The organism is Ruminococcus sp. RTP21358st1_G6_RTP21358_211008 (genome assembly GCF_040908885.1).
In the GTDB taxonomy this organism is placed as follows: Bacteria; Bacillota; Clostridia; order Lachnospirales; family Lachnospiraceae; genus Blautia_A; species Blautia_A faecis.
Map to the genome: position 1 here is coordinate 1 of NZ_JBDGDM010000022.1, position 14,799 is coordinate 14,799.

The 14,799-nt window shown below is 46.0% G+C and carries 11 protein-coding genes and 1 pseudogene; 7 read left to right on the forward strand and 5 right to left on the reverse strand.

The window, feature by feature from the left end; all coding sequences use genetic code 11:
• Positions 1-155: 155 nt before the first annotated feature.
• Together AB5Z12_RS10255 and AB5Z12_RS10260 are read right to left on the reverse strand one after the other, a co-directional pair.
• Entirely contained in the window at positions 156-2,186 is a 2,031-nt protein-coding gene (locus tag AB5Z12_RS10255; protein ID WP_195408889.1) for a diguanylate cyclase, read from the reverse strand.
• A 217-nt stretch (positions 2,187-2,403) separates the two neighbouring features.
• A pseudogene (locus AB5Z12_RS10260) lies at positions 2,404-2,565 on the reverse strand (DUF6783 domain-containing protein); the annotation flags it as partial.
• Between AB5Z12_RS10260 and AB5Z12_RS10265 the strand changes: the two are divergent.
• The 4 genes from AB5Z12_RS10265 to glgD all read left to right on the forward strand — a co-directional run bounded on the left by AB5Z12_RS10265 (position 2,518) and on the right by glgD (position 5,303).
• Positions 2,518-2,640 (forward strand): DUF6783 domain-containing protein, encoded by a 123-nt coding sequence (locus AB5Z12_RS10265; RefSeq protein ID WP_334285416.1) that lies wholly within the window; start codon positions 2,518-2,520, stop codon positions 2,638-2,640. The pseudogene AB5Z12_RS10260 and the gene AB5Z12_RS10265 overlap by 48 nt on opposite strands.
• A gap of 32 nt (positions 2,641-2,672) precedes the next feature.
• Positions 2,673-2,888: a hypothetical protein gene (locus AB5Z12_RS10270; RefSeq protein ID WP_230322212.1), complete on the forward strand. Its 216-nt coding sequence runs from the start codon at positions 2,673-2,675 to the stop codon at positions 2,886-2,888.
• 155 nt (positions 2,889-3,043) lie between these two features.
• Complete coding sequence (locus AB5Z12_RS10275; RefSeq protein WP_195408890.1) at positions 3,044-4,186, forward strand: glucose-1-phosphate adenylyltransferase; 1,143 nt, start codon at positions 3,044-3,046, stop codon at positions 4,184-4,186.
• Between the two features lies 1 nt (position 4,187).
• A complete protein-coding gene (gene glgD, locus AB5Z12_RS10280) occupies positions 4,188-5,303 on the forward strand; it encodes a glucose-1-phosphate adenylyltransferase subunit GlgD (protein ID WP_195408891.1) in 1,116 nt (371 codons plus the stop codon).
• Positions 5,304-5,392: 89 nt separating this feature from the next.
• Here the strand turns inward: glgD and AB5Z12_RS10285 are convergent, their stop codons facing one another.
• Entirely contained in the window at positions 5,393-7,819 is a 2,427-nt protein-coding gene (locus AB5Z12_RS10285; RefSeq protein ID WP_173773502.1) for an HD domain-containing phosphohydrolase, read from the reverse strand.
• A gap of 406 nt (positions 7,820-8,225) precedes the next feature.
• Between AB5Z12_RS10285 and fliB the strand changes: the two genes are divergently transcribed.
• Genes fliB through AB5Z12_RS10300 form a run of 3 tightly spaced genes read left to right on the forward strand, consistent with a single transcriptional unit; the run spans position 8,226 to position 10,203 of the window.
• The gene (fliB, locus tag AB5Z12_RS10290; protein ID WP_148463175.1) at positions 8,226-9,392 is read left to right on the forward strand and encodes a flagellin lysine-N-methylase; all 1,167 of its coding nucleotides are present in this window, start codon (positions 8,226-8,228) and stop codon (positions 9,390-9,392) included.
• Between the two features lie 3 nt (positions 9,393-9,395).
• Positions 9,396-9,674 (forward strand): DUF6783 domain-containing protein, encoded by a 279-nt coding sequence (locus tag AB5Z12_RS10295; RefSeq protein WP_368357188.1) that lies wholly within the window; start codon positions 9,396-9,398, stop codon positions 9,672-9,674.
• Entirely contained in the window at positions 9,568-10,203 is a 636-nt protein-coding gene (locus tag AB5Z12_RS10300; RefSeq protein ID WP_148463176.1) for a GNAT family N-acetyltransferase, read from the forward strand. The genes AB5Z12_RS10295 and AB5Z12_RS10300 overlap by 107 nt, the downstream gene beginning before the upstream one ends.
• Positions 10,204-10,334: 131 nt before the next feature.
• Here AB5Z12_RS10300 and AB5Z12_RS10305 read toward each other — a convergent pair whose 3' ends face one another.
• Positions 10,335-12,725 (reverse strand): glycoside hydrolase family 31 protein, encoded by a 2,391-nt coding sequence (locus AB5Z12_RS10305; protein ID WP_148463177.1) that lies wholly within the window; start codon positions 12,723-12,725, stop codon positions 10,335-10,337.
• A gap of 188 nt (positions 12,726-12,913) precedes the next feature.
• Positions 12,914-14,785, reverse strand: coding sequence for an amylosucrase (locus AB5Z12_RS10310; protein WP_148463178.1), 1,872 nt, complete (start codon positions 14,783-14,785; stop codon positions 12,914-12,916).
• Positions 14,786-14,799 lie beyond the last annotated feature (14 nt).

The following is a 14,799-nucleotide window of genomic DNA, read 5'->3' on the forward strand; positions in this document are numbered from 1 at the left end:
TCTGCCCTTTTGAAATGAGTTTTTAGCAGGATAATATAAATGTGTAATATCTAATCTTAAGTTTATGATGTTGAGTTCAGCTGGTGGTTTCTCTTTGATTTGACAAAGGGGCTTGTGATACCGCTCTAAAGGGTGGCATCACAAGCTCCCAATTCTCACGCGCCTTCATTATTCGCCCTGCTCACCGACTTCTTCCTATGCTTCTTCGCCTCATAAAGCTGCTGGTCTGCAAGGGAAATCACCTGCTGGATGTCTGTTGAAATATTTGGGCGGAACTCGGCGATTCCCAGGGAAATCTCCACCAGGAACGGCTTGCCGGATTTTTCATTAAACAGCTTACATGCCATCTTCACACGCTCCCGGAACTTCTCCCCGAAGTCGGCTTCCTCGCACTCCAGCATAATAATATATTCATCACCGCCCACACGACCCAGAATGTCATTGCTGCGCAGACATCCCTTTAATATTTCGGCAACACTCCTGAGGGCAAAGTTTCCAGCCGGATGCCCCCAGGTGTCGTTAATCTCTTTTAAGTGATCCAGATCACCGTAGATCATATACGCTCTCTGGCCATTTCCAGCCTGGCAAACCCGCTTGGTGTGCTCCATAAACCCACGCAGATTCAAAAGTCCGGTCAGCTCATCATACTCGGAAATAATGCCAAGAACGCGGTTTTTCTCCTTAATCTCTTCCATATCCCTGGACATCTCCAGCCGTCTGGCCGCCTCTGCCTTGCTGATCTCCAGATAATGCAGAGACAGACCAATCTGCAGACTGATCACATAGAAGAACGGAAAATCCTCCTGGTCAATGTCGCAAGCCAGGAGTCCATACTGCTTCTCCCCGGAAAAGAGAAGAAAGACCATAAACTGGTGGCGCTCTTCGTTCTCCATCAGATCACAGATTCCGTTTTCCTTCATGACCAGAGGTCTTTCGTAAGCCGCCTTGGTAATGATCCTGCCATTCTCATAGCTGGCAGCAAGATGAAGGTTATAAGGGCAGGTCCACTTCCGTTTGCCATCGTAAACAATCGGTTCATCCAGGAGAAAAAGGTGAGTACATCTTGTATGAAGCTCCCGCATTTTCTCCATAATTTCCTTCAGAAAAGCCTGCTCGTCATCCATGCAGTCGTTTAAATCCCGGGCAAGAACCGGAATAAACCAGGATTTCCTCTGAAAACTGATCAGTTCCAGCTTCATTCCGGCAATGGTCTTATTCAGCCTGTGCACCTGGGCACCAAGCCCCACTGGTGTCTCTTTCCTCGAAGCATCCTCTGACACGCAGCCGCAGGATTCTCTTTTTACAAAAGAAACTGGCACGCGTCTGGATACCGCTTCTTTTCCGGGATCTTTTCCATCCAGGCGGTTCACCAGATCGTAGACTGCCATTTTACCCATAAGCTCTCCGTCCTGCTGAACTGTAGTAAGGGGCGGTTCCATCCCGGATGCACGCTCACAGTCATCAAATCCGGTAATCATAATATCCTTGCCAACCACAAGTCCACGCTTCTCGCAGACACGATATCCGGCAAAAGCCATCTCATCATTGGCAAACACAATGGCCTGGGCATCCGGGTTGCTATCCAGAAGACGTTCCACCTGTTTGTCCACAAACTCGGAATAATCCCCCTGGGCAATCATTCCAGGGGTTACAGGAAGCCCATATTTCTTCATGGTTTCCAGATAAGCTTCCTTACGCTCAATGGCATCTGTGTTATGCTCCGGTCCTGCCACGAACAGGATTCTGGACAGATGATGCTCTTCCACCAGATGGGAAATGACCATCGCGATACCATCTTTGTTATCGCAGATCAAGGAGTGACAATTGGACACATCCACGACTTCTGTAAGAAAAACCGTGGTGATCCCATTATATTTCCGGGCAAATTCGTTGGGATCAACCTCCCGCAGCTGGATTCCCAGTGTTCCATAATTAATGATCAGACCATCCAGTCCGCCGATCAGGCTGTAGTCATGTATGGTATTAAATTGATAGTCATAGGAATTTTTCTGTTTGCTGCCCAGAACATCTTCAAAAAAGTCCTTCGTCCGGGTTCCCAGGAAAAAACAGACATTTACATCCAGCTCTGCCGCCGCCTCAGAAATCCCCTTGATATGCTCTTTTGGAAAATAGGTATGCACTCCTCCGATGAGAACTCCAAGATTATACCTCTTTTTTTCTTCCATCTTCACACCTCTCGCTGCAAAAATTTGATATTTTTTCTTTCTCCTTCATATCGCACTTCATCTGTTTTTCACGTTCTTTTTTATCCAAAATCAGCTTTTGGCTTTCGTCTATTATAACAATGTTTCCTATAGCATGTAAAGTCGCTTTTGTGAACTTTCGCTAAATATGTGAATATTTGAGCCCTTCATTGCAGTGCAGATTTTTTTCTGGTATACTTTAGACATCAAGCGTACATCTGTAAATTAAAGCAGTAAAGAATTGGACTTTATCGGTTATAGAGGGAACCGTTTTCATCGTCCCAGAGCATGTTTGAAAAAGGCTTTCTGCAAGATGTGCGTCACAATTTGTGGGAGATTTTGTCCGGATGAGGGCGCCATAGCGGGCTACGGCAACCGAATTCGGGCAAAATATACCGCAAAGTGGGGCGTGCCTGAAACACACTCTGGCGCTTGATAGGAAGGATAAAAAAAATGGCAATTAACCCCATGAAATTACTTGAACTTAAGAACCTGTGGAACGCTTTTACAAGGCGTCACCCGAAATTCCCACAATTTATTTCCGCCGTACAGCAGGCCGGCATTTCCGAAGGAACCGTGATCGAGGTTCAGATCACCACACCAGATGGCAGAACTTTCACTTCCAACCTGAAGGTACAGCAGGAAGACATCGAAGCTGTGAAAAGTCTACAGAATTACCAGTAAATATTTAGCTAAATTTCATCTGGATTTTACAATATTTTTGCACAAAAAAATTGTATTTTTATTGAAAATATTGTATAATATGGCTTAAAGCATTCCTGTTTGCAGATACAGTTCCGCGAACAGCAGCCTTAAAGAAATGAAAGTGAGGGTTCACCATGAAACAGAACAGTATGTTAGCAATGATTCTGGCTGGCGGCCGTGGCAGCCGTCTTCACGATCTTACCAACAAAGTGGCTAAACCGGCAGTTTCCTACGGCGGTAAATACCGTATCATTGATTTCCCCCTCAGTAACTGTGCCAACAGTGGCATCGATGTAGTAGGCGTACTGACACAGTATGAGTCAGTTGAGCTGAACAGTTATGTTGCAGCCGGCGGACGTTGGGGACTGGATTCCAAGGACAGCGGTGTATATGTACTTCCGCCTCGTGAGAAAGCAGACACCGGACTCGACGTATATCGCGGAACAGCCGACGCGATTTCCCAGAACATTGATTTTATAGATCAGTATGATCCGGAATATCTTCTGGTACTTTCCGGTGACCACATTTATAAAATGAATTATGACAAGATGCTTGCCTTCCATAAAGAGAGACAGGCCGATGCTACCATCGCCGTTATCGAGGTTCCTCTTAAGGAAGCCAGCCGTTTCGGTATTATGAACACTGACGGCGAGACAGACCGTATCACCGAGTTTGTTGAGAAGCCGCCGGTACCTGAGAGCAATCTTGCCTCTATGGGTATCTATATTTTTAACTGGAAGCTTCTTCGCAAGCTGCTTCTTGCAGATATGAAGAACCCGGATTCCAACCATGACTTTGGCAAGGACATCATCCCTACTCTTCTTGGCGATGAGAAACGTCTTTTCGCTTACCGCTTCAAGGGCTACTGGAAGGATGTTGGAACCATAGATTCTCTCTGGGAAGCAAATATGGATCTTCTCAGCCCGGATAATGAGCTGGATTTAAGCGACCTTACCTGGAAAATTTACACCGAAGATGTAACCGCACTTCCGCAGTATATTGGCACAGAGGCCAGGATCCAGAACGCTTACATAACCCAGGGCTGTGTAATTGAAGGCGAGGTTACCAATTCCGTAGTCTTTACCGGAGCTAGGGTGAGACCAGGTGCAAAGGTAATTGACAGTGTACTTATGCCGGGTGCCATTGTGGAGGATGGTGCTGTCGTAATACGTGCCCTTGTTGCCAATGGCGTAAACATCGGCAAGGGTGCTCTTGTAGGAAGTGCTGACAGTGAGCACATCGAGCTGATTGCGAGACGAGTAAAGGGGGCCGAATAATATGTATAAAGCATTTGGAATTGTAAACTCATCATCCAGAAACATCCGTGTAGAGGGACTTGAGGACTACCGTCCAATCGGAGCTTTCTCATTCCTGGGCAGATACCGTATGGTCGACTTCCCGATTTCCAACCTGAGCAACAGCGGCATTGACCGCATTCAGGTCTACGTGAAAGAGAAACCAAGAACTCTGGTTTCTCATATCGGCACCGGACGTCATTATAACATTAACTCAAAGAGCGGACGGCTACAGATTCTTTTCACTGACAGCGACCAGAGAAACAATATCTATAACACCGATATTGCTTCCTATTACGAAAATATGGAATGCATCGAAGAAATGCATCATCCGTATGTGGTAATCACACCAGATTACATGGTTTATACTGCTGATTTTTCCAAGCTGATCGAGCAGCATATCCAGTCTGAGGCTGACATTACCCTGCTTTATCACGCAGTAGACAATGCGAAGGATGCTTATCTGAACTGTAATATCCTGAATCTGAATAAGCAAAAGGGTGTGATCTCCATTGAGCCAAACCACGGAAATGCCAAGAACCGCAATATTTTCATGGACACCTACATTATGAAGAAGGATCTGTTTATCGAGCTGATTCGCAAGGCAAAGGCAATTTCTTCAGCCTTTACTCTTGCAGACATTATCAATGAGCTGCATGATGAGCTGGATGTAAGAGGAGTTTCCCACCGCGGCTTCTTCGCTTCCATCACAGATTTCCAGAGCTATTACAATGCCAATATGGATCTGATCGATATCAAGGCTGCACAGACACTTTTCGATCCGGAATGGCCAATTTATACCCGTACCAATGATTCCTGTCCGACTCACTATTATAAGACCGCCCAGATTCGCAACTCTGTCGTTTCCAACGGCTGTCAGGTGGAGGGAACCATTGAGAATTCCATTCTCGGTCGTGGCTGCATTATTCACAAGGATGCCGTGATCAAAAACAGTGTGATTCTTTCCGGTGCTGAAATCGGTGAGGGCGTACATGTAGAGAATCAGGTAGTAGACAAGATGGTCAAAATCCTTCATGTGAAGGAGGTTGTCTCAGATCCGGCACTTCCTGGATACATTAAGAGAAGAGATATTCTGTAAATATTGCATTCCAGAGCCTGTTTGGAAAATCAAACGCACTTAGGAAATAACAAAAGTCCCGAGCGGTTTTGCCCGCCGGGACTTTCTTTTTATATTCTTACCTGCTCCAGCATTTCCTCTACCCTGCCCGGTATACTGGTACCGGCAGTAACAAGCTTCAGCTGCACTCCAGGCAGCTCCGGAAACCTCAGAGCCTCTACTCTTCTGCACATTTCCTTCTGGATTTCGGAAAGCTCCTCTTCCGTAACCTTAAAAAATACTGTCACAAAATCATCTCCGGAATATCTGAGCACATCGCCTTTGCCAGCCGCAGCATCCCGAAGCACACCAGCCACCTGGCGAAGCACATCATCTCCAGCCTGATGTCCGAAATTCTCGTTAATTCTTTTAAAGTTCTTAATATCTGCAAACATAAGAGCTGCTGCATTGTCCATCTTGCTCAGCTTCTCCACATAATAGCGTTTATTATAAACTCCGGTTACCGGGTCTATATAAACCTTCTCCTTATGAATCCTTACAGATGACAAGATCTCATCTTTGGAATACCCATCAGGCATAAAATCACCATCTATCCTGGAAGCCATCTCCAGACAGCAGGGTTTCCCGTCAATCTCTACATACATGGATACCACCTGATATGGATCATCCCCTGCAACCTCAAGCTTTGTCATGCGCTTCCTGGTCTGCATGCTGAGTCTGGAAATACAGTTGCTACATTTTTCCAGACAATTCCATATGTCTGAGCAGGCAGTTTCACTCTCCCACATTTTTCCGTCTTTTTCTATATGAATAACCTTATTCGTTATAGGATCTACATATCGAACCAGATCATAGGAGATCTGCAGGTACTGAAGCAAAAGCCATGCTTCCGTTCCATCTGTAGAGAAGCCGCATTTCTTAAATCGGTCATAAAAACTGGAAAATTCTGCGCTGCGGTCTTTTTCCAGGACTTTCAAACCTTCCTCCCGGACGTTTTCCATAACCATATAGTCATCCGTAATATCTGTCAGCTTTCCAACAACGCCTGTATAGCCTTTTTCAGCACCATCAGTCCAGATTACCCTGCATTTGCACCGGTAGTGGCAGGGATTTTTTCCATCTGTGAGAAAAAGATTGCTTGTCACGTCCGGCGTTTCCCGGGTGGCCTGGGTAATCTTCCGGATAAGCCGTTTCAGGGATTGCTCCTCCACAAGGTCTTTCAGCACACCGCTCTGCAACGGGGAAAATGAAGGTTCTGTAATCCCGCTTCGTTTACAGCCAGCCTGGTTAAAGGTGAGTAGCGGCGGTGAAATGGTATAAGTAAAAACAATATTTCTGCTGCCCTCTGCCAGAAAATTATAGCGCATTCTCTCAAATTCCAGCTGCTGCACAATTTTCTCTGAGGAATCCATCTCAAAATCGTGAAATCTGCTGGCAATATCAGAAAGATCTGTCTGTTCATACCTTTCCTTGGATTTATAGCCCATTTTTTTCTTCAGAGAAGAAGAAATATCCAGAAGGCACTCCAGCATCAACGGATTAAATGCACCGCACTGTCCTGCCAGTATCATTTCGATGGCCTTTTCATGGGAATAAGCATCTTTATAGCATCTCTCACTGGTCAATGCGTCATATACGTCAGCTAGCGCCACAACCTGTGCTGAAACAGGGATTTCTTCCCCTTTTAATCCATCCGGATATCCGCCTCCATCGTAGCGTTCATGATGCCAGCGGCAGATCTCGTATGCAGTCTTGACAAGAGGCTCCTCCTTCTGGTCAAGTGGCAGTTCTGACAGCATATTGGCTCCTGCCATGGAATGTCCCTTTATTACCGCAAATTCTTCGGCTGTAAGTCTGCCTGGCTTATTCAGGATTTCATCCGGAATACTGATCTTGCCAATGTCATGAAGCGCAGAGGCTGTGGTAATCATCCGGATCTGCTCCTTGCTCAGGGCATATCTGTTATTTTCCTTCTGAACCAGCTGGCGAAGCAGCATTTCTGTAATTGTCTGAATGTGCAGCACATGAAGTCCGCTCTCCCCATTGCGGAACTCCACTATATGAGAGAGGATATTGATCATCAGCTTGCTGCTTTTTTCTCTCTCGTAAATCTGATTAGAAACAATACTGGTCATTCGGCGCTGCTTAGCTCCCAGAAGTATGGCATTGGCCGAACGGCGTAATACCATATTTGCATCAAAGGGCTTTTCGATAAAATCAGTAGCGCCCAGATCATACCCACGTTTTATGTAAATAGGTGAATTTTCTGACGAAATAATCACAACTGGAATAGAATCAATCCAGTGTTCTTTATTCATATAAGAAAGAACCTCGAAACCATCCATGTGGGGCATAACAATATCCAAAAGAAGCAGGGAAATCTCCTCGGCATGCCTCTGAAGGCAGTCAACTGCCTGCACACCGTCGTTCGCCTGTATGATATCATATTCCTCTTCCAGAATTGCAGCTAAAAGTTCGCGGTTCATTTCTGAATCATCCGCTATAAGAATCTTTTGTTTAGTTATAACTTCACTCATTTTATAATTTCCCTCGCTGGTGCAGGTACCCCCCCCCCCACGCCAGTTTCCGTTTTACTGTTAAGCTGACAGCTTTTATAATATGGGTGCTATCATGTCCTGATATTTCTGTCGTTTCATGTGAATTTTTCTTCGGTCTGAAATTCTTAATTTGTTTTGGAAATTTCAACAGAACTGTCAAGATTTAATTATCGCAGTGCAGGTATCAGAAAGCTATCGTTCGCGGACTGGTCAATAGCTACCTAAGTTCTTTCTGATCCTACCTTTACCTATATGAGTTTAACAGTCCGCCGCATTAATGTCAACCATCTATAACTTTTTTGTCCAGAGGATTTACACAGCTTTGAAATACCGTTACAATAGTTGTATTTGAAATATACTGATCACTGTTACCAGGAGGTTTTTTATGGAGATTACAAGACCTGATTATTATAAAGAGTTTTCCTGTATTGCAGGTGCCTGTCCCGACACCTGCTGTGCCGGCTGGCAGATCGTCATTGACGACAAAAGCCTGAAAAAATATAAGCGTGTGAAGGGTACTTTCCGGAATCGCCTTCATAATGATATTGACTGGAAGGAGAAGGTTTTCCGTCAGTATGAGAAGCGGTGTGCATTTTTAAATGAGGACAGCCTTTGCGACATCTACAGCGAGGTTGGAAAACGAATGCTTTGCGATACCTGTCGGAAATATCCGCGGCACATCGAAGAATTTGAAGGTCTGCGGGAATATTCCCTGTCTCTTTCCTGTCCGGAGGCAGCCAGGATTTTGCTTGGCAAAAGGGAAAAGGTAACCTTCCAGACAGCGGTGGTTCCCTCCCCAGAAGAATTTTATGATGATTTTGACTATATGCTTTTCACTGCCCTTGAAGATACCAGGGAATACTTTCTTGATGTGCTGCAGAACCGGCAGATTCCCATGCGGCTTCGTATGTGGAAGATACTGGCTGCAGCCAGTGATTTCCAGCGCTGTGTAGACCGGAACCAGCTTTTCAAATGGGAAGAGATCCGGGAGCGCCATAAAGCCTCCGGATATGGCGAAGCCTTTACCTCCAAGGTGCAGAAGCATATGAATAAAAAGGCTGCGCCAGATGAACTTCTGAAGACCATGTGGAAGGCGGTTGTTCCCAGAATGGAGGTTCTCAGACCGGGCTGGCAGGAATTTCTGAAAAAAAATTTGCAGGCGCTTTATGGCAGCGCAGAAGCTTCCGGCGTTTCCCCCACCTCCGTTTACTCTCAGAACCGTGCCGACTTTGAAAAGGCTTACCCGGACTGGAATATTCAGGAAGAGCAGCTGCTTGTGTATTGGATTTACACATATTTCTGCGGTGCTGTTTACGACGGCGAAGTTTTCGCCAAGGTAAAAATGGCTGTGGTCTGCACCCTGCTGATCCATGAGCTGGATATGGGAGCTTACCTGAAAAACGGACGGGTGTTCTGTCTGGAAGACCAGATAGATATTTGTTACCGTTTCTCCAGAGAGCTGGAGCATTCGGATCTGAACCTGAATGCGTTTGAAGATTTACTTGCTGCTGATAAACTGTTTGCTCTGGAAAACATGCTGAAAATCTGCTAGAGCGTGTTTGAAAAATCATTCCCGCAATCTCCCACAAATTGTGACGCACATCTTGCAGAAAGCCTTTTTCAAACATGCTCTAAAACGAAATTTACGAAAATAAGACTGCACTTCATCATATGTGCTATAATACAGCTAAAATTTTCGTTTGCAACTACAAAGGAGGAATCCTGCCATGTCATTACCAGTTACTATCCGCCCGGCAGCCCCAGAGGATGCAGAGGCGCTCCTTTCCATTTATGCACCTTATGTAAAGCACACTGCAATTACCTTCGAATATAAAGTTCCCTCTGTAGAAGAATTCCGGAAGCGAATTGCACACACACTACAGCATTATCCTTATCTTGTAGCCGAACGGGGAATAAACAGCTCCGCACCAGGCATCAAGGATGAAGCGGACTGCAGTGCATGTACCGAAATCGCAGGCTACGCCTACGCAGGACCGCTCCACGCCCGGGCTGCCTATGCCTGGTCTGTGGAAACTTCCATCTATGTAAGAGAATCCGAAAGGAAATCCGGAATCGGCAAGGCGCTTTACGCTTCTCTGGAAAAAGCGCTTGCCGCCCAGAATATGACCAATCTGAATGCCTGCATCGCCAGTCCTGTAGTGGATGACGAATATCTGAACCATAACAGCATTCAGTTTCATCAGCATCTGGGGTATTCCATGGTAGGGGAATTTCACAAATGTGCTTACAAGTTCGGGCGTTGGTACAATATGGTCTGGATGGAGAAGATCATCGCAGATCACCCTGACAGGCAGCCCGATGTGATTCCCTTTGCACAGATTCCGCCTGAAATTTACTGCTGATTTTAAATGCTCAACAGATTGAAAAATACTTCAATGCTGTATACTGACTGTTTTCCCCTTAAATAACAGCTTATTAAAACACCCGGGAGCAAATACTCCCGGGCTTTTTACTGTCTTTAATGTTCTATATATTACTCTATCGCAGTCAAAATCTCTCCCACTGCTCCAACAATTCCTTCTTCCGGATGCATTGCGGTAAGCTGGGTGAGTTTGGCGGCATTGGAAATCTTCTTGTCCAGGATTTCCATGATAGCTACTTTCTCCATGTATGGGATTTCAGCCTGGTTGAGAAGGTTAAATACCTGAGCTTTCACATCATTCTCACGCAGCGCCGGAATTCCCAGAGTAATGATGATTTCAGATGTTACAGAAGCTTCCGGAACACTTACCTTCAGGCAGCCAAGTGCTTCATCATACTCTTTAGAAGCTTCTACCACTGTACCTTCCACTTCGACGGTAACCTCAGTGTCCTTCACACCCCAGAACTCTACAGTCCAGGTTCTCTTCTGCGGGATCAGTTCCAGCCTGCCTGCTGCCTTTTGGATGACGAAGCGGCCAGTACTCCACTTCAGATCCATGTCTGTGAGAACGCACTCGTCTTTCAGGTAAGCGTTGGACTCGTTGTCGTCTTCGTAAAGCTGGAAGCTGCCGTCTGCACCGCCGTATACACGGATGGTCATAGTTTCCGGATTTCTGTCTGCTTCCTGTCCAAATATTTCCTCAGTCATCGGCACAATGGCACCTGCTTTTGCCAGAACCGGTATGGAATGAAGGTCACGGTACATATCCATCTCTCTGTCTCCGGAATATACCAGACCTGTGAAGAAATCAATGTAAGTACCCTCTGGCAGCCATACATGAGTCCTGGCTCTTCCAACGCCCTGGACAGATTTCTCCGTAACAGGTGCTACAATAAATGCGGTTCCATACTCATATTCATTCTTCACTGTGTAAGCCACCTGCTCTGCCGGATATGTGTAGTACATTGGCAGGATCAGAGGCGTGTTCTCTTTATATGCTCTGTGGTTCATGGTATACAGATACGGAAGCATCTGGTGACGGAGTCTTAAGAACTCCTTCATGACCTCACCGATCTCCATAGGGAACTGCCACGGTTCTTTTCCCATAAACTCATTCTTGCTGCTGTGCAGACGGTTAATTGGGGAAAATACGCCAAGCTGTACCCAGCGAAGTGCCAACTCATTGTCACGATAGCCAAACATATGTCCGCCGATATCGTGACTCCACCAGCCATATCCAATATTGGAAGCTGTGCTGGTAAAATAAGGCTGGAAATTCAGGGACTCCCAGGTTACGATACTATCACCGGAGAAGCCTACTGGATATCTGTGTGAACCAGGTCCTGCATATCTGGAAAAAGTAAGAGGACGTTTTCCATCGCGGGCATTGTCCAGGTAATGATAGTGGTTCAGCATCCACAGAGGATCCAGACCGGGGACCTTCGTGATATTGCCCTGCTGCCAGTCAATCCACCAGAAATCAACGCCTTTATTTTCTTCTGGATGAAGTACACATTTGAAATATGCTTCCAGGAATTTGCGGCTTGTGATGTCAAAATCGATGGGAGCTTCGTGTTCGGTATCTACATCTCCCAGCTCCTTCGCCATAGCCGGATATGCTTCCTCGAAGGCGCGGATTCCACCAGCCGGATGAAGGTTTACAGAGATTTTCATTCCATGGTCATGAAGCCAGTTCATAAAACGCTCCGGATCCGGATAGTACTTTTTGTTCCAGGTATATCCGGTCCAGCCGCTGCCATATTTTGGATCCACTTCCTCTACCAGATGCCAGTCCATGTCCAGAACACCAACAGAAAATGGGATCTTCTCTTTCTCAAAGCGGGTTACAAGTGCCTTGTAGCTGTCTTCTGTGTAAGCGTAATAACGGCTCCACCAGTTTCCAAGGGCATATCTTGGGAGCATAGGAGTTTTGCCGGTGAGACGGTAAAAATCATTCAAAGCTTCTTTGTAATCATTTCCATAAGCGAAAACATAAATGTCCACCCCATCTCCTGTGCGCACCTGAGTCCAGCCGTTTTCATCCAGAACCAGAGAATGGCTGTCATCAATCTGAGAACAGCCGCTTCTGGACATAATTCCCTCCTGAAGCTGGCATTCCCCATCTACCCCATCCAAGGTTCTTGCGGTTCCGCCAAGATTGTCGCCTTTTTCCCCATAATACCATACTGCACCAAAGGCGTTCTGACCGCCTACTGCGTTTAAGTTCAGACTGTTTTTGGTAAAAGGTCCGCCAGCGTAAGTAACATGCATTCTACTGGTAAAAAGCTCGAAGCCTTCCCCTTTCTTTTCCACACGGAAGTCTACCGGATCAAATTTACGGTTCCACACAACCTGGGTAGGACGGTCTTCGAATTTGCCGTCTTCCCTGTATTCCATTCGGATCAGACAGGGAGTCAGCAGGGTAAAGCGGTATTTATCACCCTGGATGGTGTTCTCCGGTCTGCCAACTGGTTCCATCGTCCACAGATTATTCTCAAACATATGTGTATCCTCTCAAATATACAAATTGCTTAGTCAGTCCGCCGCTCAGAATACACGTCCACCAAAAACAGCCAACAATAACTTTTCAGTTCAGATATCAGGCGACGAATTGACAGCAATTTAACAATTTTAAGTATTTTTAGATGATTAAATTCATTATAGAATCTGTATTTCCATTTCGTGACGTTTTACTGCTTTTTCAGCCAGTAGAATCCATAAGCCGGGATATTCACACCCGCAGCTTCCATCACCTTGCCAGTGATCAGATCTTTGTACAGACCATCGCGCTCATTGATCCATGCAGTTTTGTCAGACTCACTGAAATTAAACAGACCGTAGATCTTATCTCCGTCATAATAGCGTCCGATACAAAGGACACTGTTATCCCAGGTTTCAACCGTCCAGGTGTCTGCATTTGTCATAAATGCTTTCTCGGACTTACGGATCTTCTCCAGCTTATTCAGCTGTCCGAATAACTGTCCTTCCACAGTTCTCGGATTATCGCACTTCGCAGCGCGGTCCCAGTGCATAGCGCCTCTGTGAATGTAACGGGAATCCGGAGCCTTGTCAGGATCATTTTTGTAAGAATAATCATTTACCTGTCCGATTTCATCTCCGCTGTAAAGAACCGGGATTCCGGACTGCATAAACATGTAAGCGTGAAGCATTACATCCATCTGAATGGCTTTCTTCATCGCTGCTTTATCCTTCTCGAAGCCAGCTTTCTCAATACCGCACATGGAAGCTGTAGTGCCACAGAATCTTGCATCACCGGTAACCGGATCTTCGTTGTAAAGCACGCCGCGGCTGTTACTGTCTCCTGCAAAGCCCTGGAAATAATCGTTCAGGTATTTCTTATGTGCACGCTCCTCAATGCCCTCCTGCTGAAGAGTTGCATAATCCAGTCCCCAGCCGATATCATCATGGCAGCGCAGGTAGTTCAGGAATACATAATCCTTCGGCAGACCGTTCACAATGTCCAGCTGTTTTTTCAGAAGACGGACATCTCTGGTGGCAACGGTGTGCCAGGTGGTTGCCATTGTGGTTACATTGTAAAGCATATGGCATTCTGGTTTCTCAACTGTTCCGAAGTATGGCACAACCTTCTCCGGCTCCATAACAACCTCACCCAGAAGAAGGATTCCCGGGCAGACGATTTCACCGATCAGACGCATCATACGCACAATGGTATGCACCTGCGGCAGATTACGGCAGGAGGTATTCAGCTCCTTCCAGATGTATGGAACTGCATCAATACGGATAATATCGATTCCCTTATTTGCCAGGAAAAGGAAGTTATACATCATCTCGTTAAATACCCGCGGGTTCTTGTAATTCAGATCCCACTGGTATGGATAGAAGGTCGTCATAACATAATGGCTGATTTCCGGAAGCCAGGTAAAATTGCCTGGCGCTGTGGTTGGAAATACCTGCGGTACGGTTTTCTCATAAAGAGAAGGAATGTACGGATTGTCGAAAAAGAAGTATCTGCTCATGTACTCCCCGTCACCTTGGCGGGCTTTTTTTGCCCATTCATGGTCCTCGGAAGTATGGTTCATGACAAAGTCCATGCACACGCTGATTCCCTTCTTATGGCAGGCTCCAGTCAGCTCCTTCAGGTCATCCATGGTGCCAAGATTTTCCTGCACCTTGCGGAAATCAGCTACTGCATAGCCGCCATCGGATCGTCCTTTCGGTGTCTCCAGAAATGGCATAAGGTGAATATAGTTCACATTATTTTTTTCCAGATAATCCAGCTTGCCTTCCACGCCTTTCATATTTCCGGCAAAATTGTCAATATAAAACATCATACCCAGCATGTCATTTTTCTTGTACCATTCCGGGTCTGCCTCTCTCTTCTCATCAAGTGCTTTCAGCGCATCCTCACGCTGCTGGTAGAAGGACTTCATCTGGTCACATAATTCTGCAAACATGGAGTCATTTCCATAAAGCTCCATGTAAAGCCAGCGCAGTTCATCCACCTTTTTTTCAAATCTGATCTCATACAGGCTCTTTGTGTCTGCTGCTACACTTTTCTTTCTGCCCCTCTGATTTGCCATGGTCAACCTCCTGA

What these genes read in the sequence shown, in the direction of transcription:
- AB5Z12_RS10285 (WP_173773502.1), bottom strand. Translation starts at nt 7,819, where the DNA reads ATGAGTGAAGTTATAACTAAACAAAAGATTCTTATAGCGGATGATTCA.
- AB5Z12_RS10310 (WP_148463178.1), bottom strand. Translation starts at nt 14,785, where the DNA reads ATGGCAAATCAGAGGGGCAGAAAGAAAAGTGTAGCAGCAGACACAAAG.
- AB5Z12_RS10275 (WP_195408890.1), top strand. Translation starts at nt 3,044, where the DNA reads ATGAAACAGAACAGTATGTTAGCAATGATTCTGGCTGGCGGCCGTGGC.
- AB5Z12_RS10305 (WP_148463177.1), bottom strand. Translation starts at nt 12,725, where the DNA reads ATGTTTGAGAATAATCTGTGGACGATGGAACCAGTTGGCAGACCGGAG.
- AB5Z12_RS10270 (WP_230322212.1), top strand. Translation starts at nt 2,673, where the DNA reads ATGAAATTACTTGAACTTAAGAACCTGTGGAACGCTTTTACAAGGCGT.
- AB5Z12_RS10265 (WP_334285416.1), top strand. Translation starts at nt 2,518, where the DNA reads ATGTGCGTCACAATTTGTGGGAGATTTTGTCCGGATGAGGGCGCCATA.
- fliB (WP_148463175.1), top strand. Translation starts at nt 8,226, where the DNA reads ATGGAGATTACAAGACCTGATTATTATAAAGAGTTTTCCTGTATTGCA.
- AB5Z12_RS10255 (WP_195408889.1), bottom strand. Translation starts at nt 2,186, where the DNA reads ATGGAAGAAAAAAAGAGGTATAATCTTGGAGTTCTCATCGGAGGAGTG.
- glgD (WP_195408891.1), top strand. Translation starts at nt 4,188, where the DNA reads ATGTATAAAGCATTTGGAATTGTAAACTCATCATCCAGAAACATCCGT.
- AB5Z12_RS10300 (WP_148463176.1), top strand. Translation starts at nt 9,568, where the DNA reads ATGTCATTACCAGTTACTATCCGCCCGGCAGCCCCAGAGGATGCAGAG.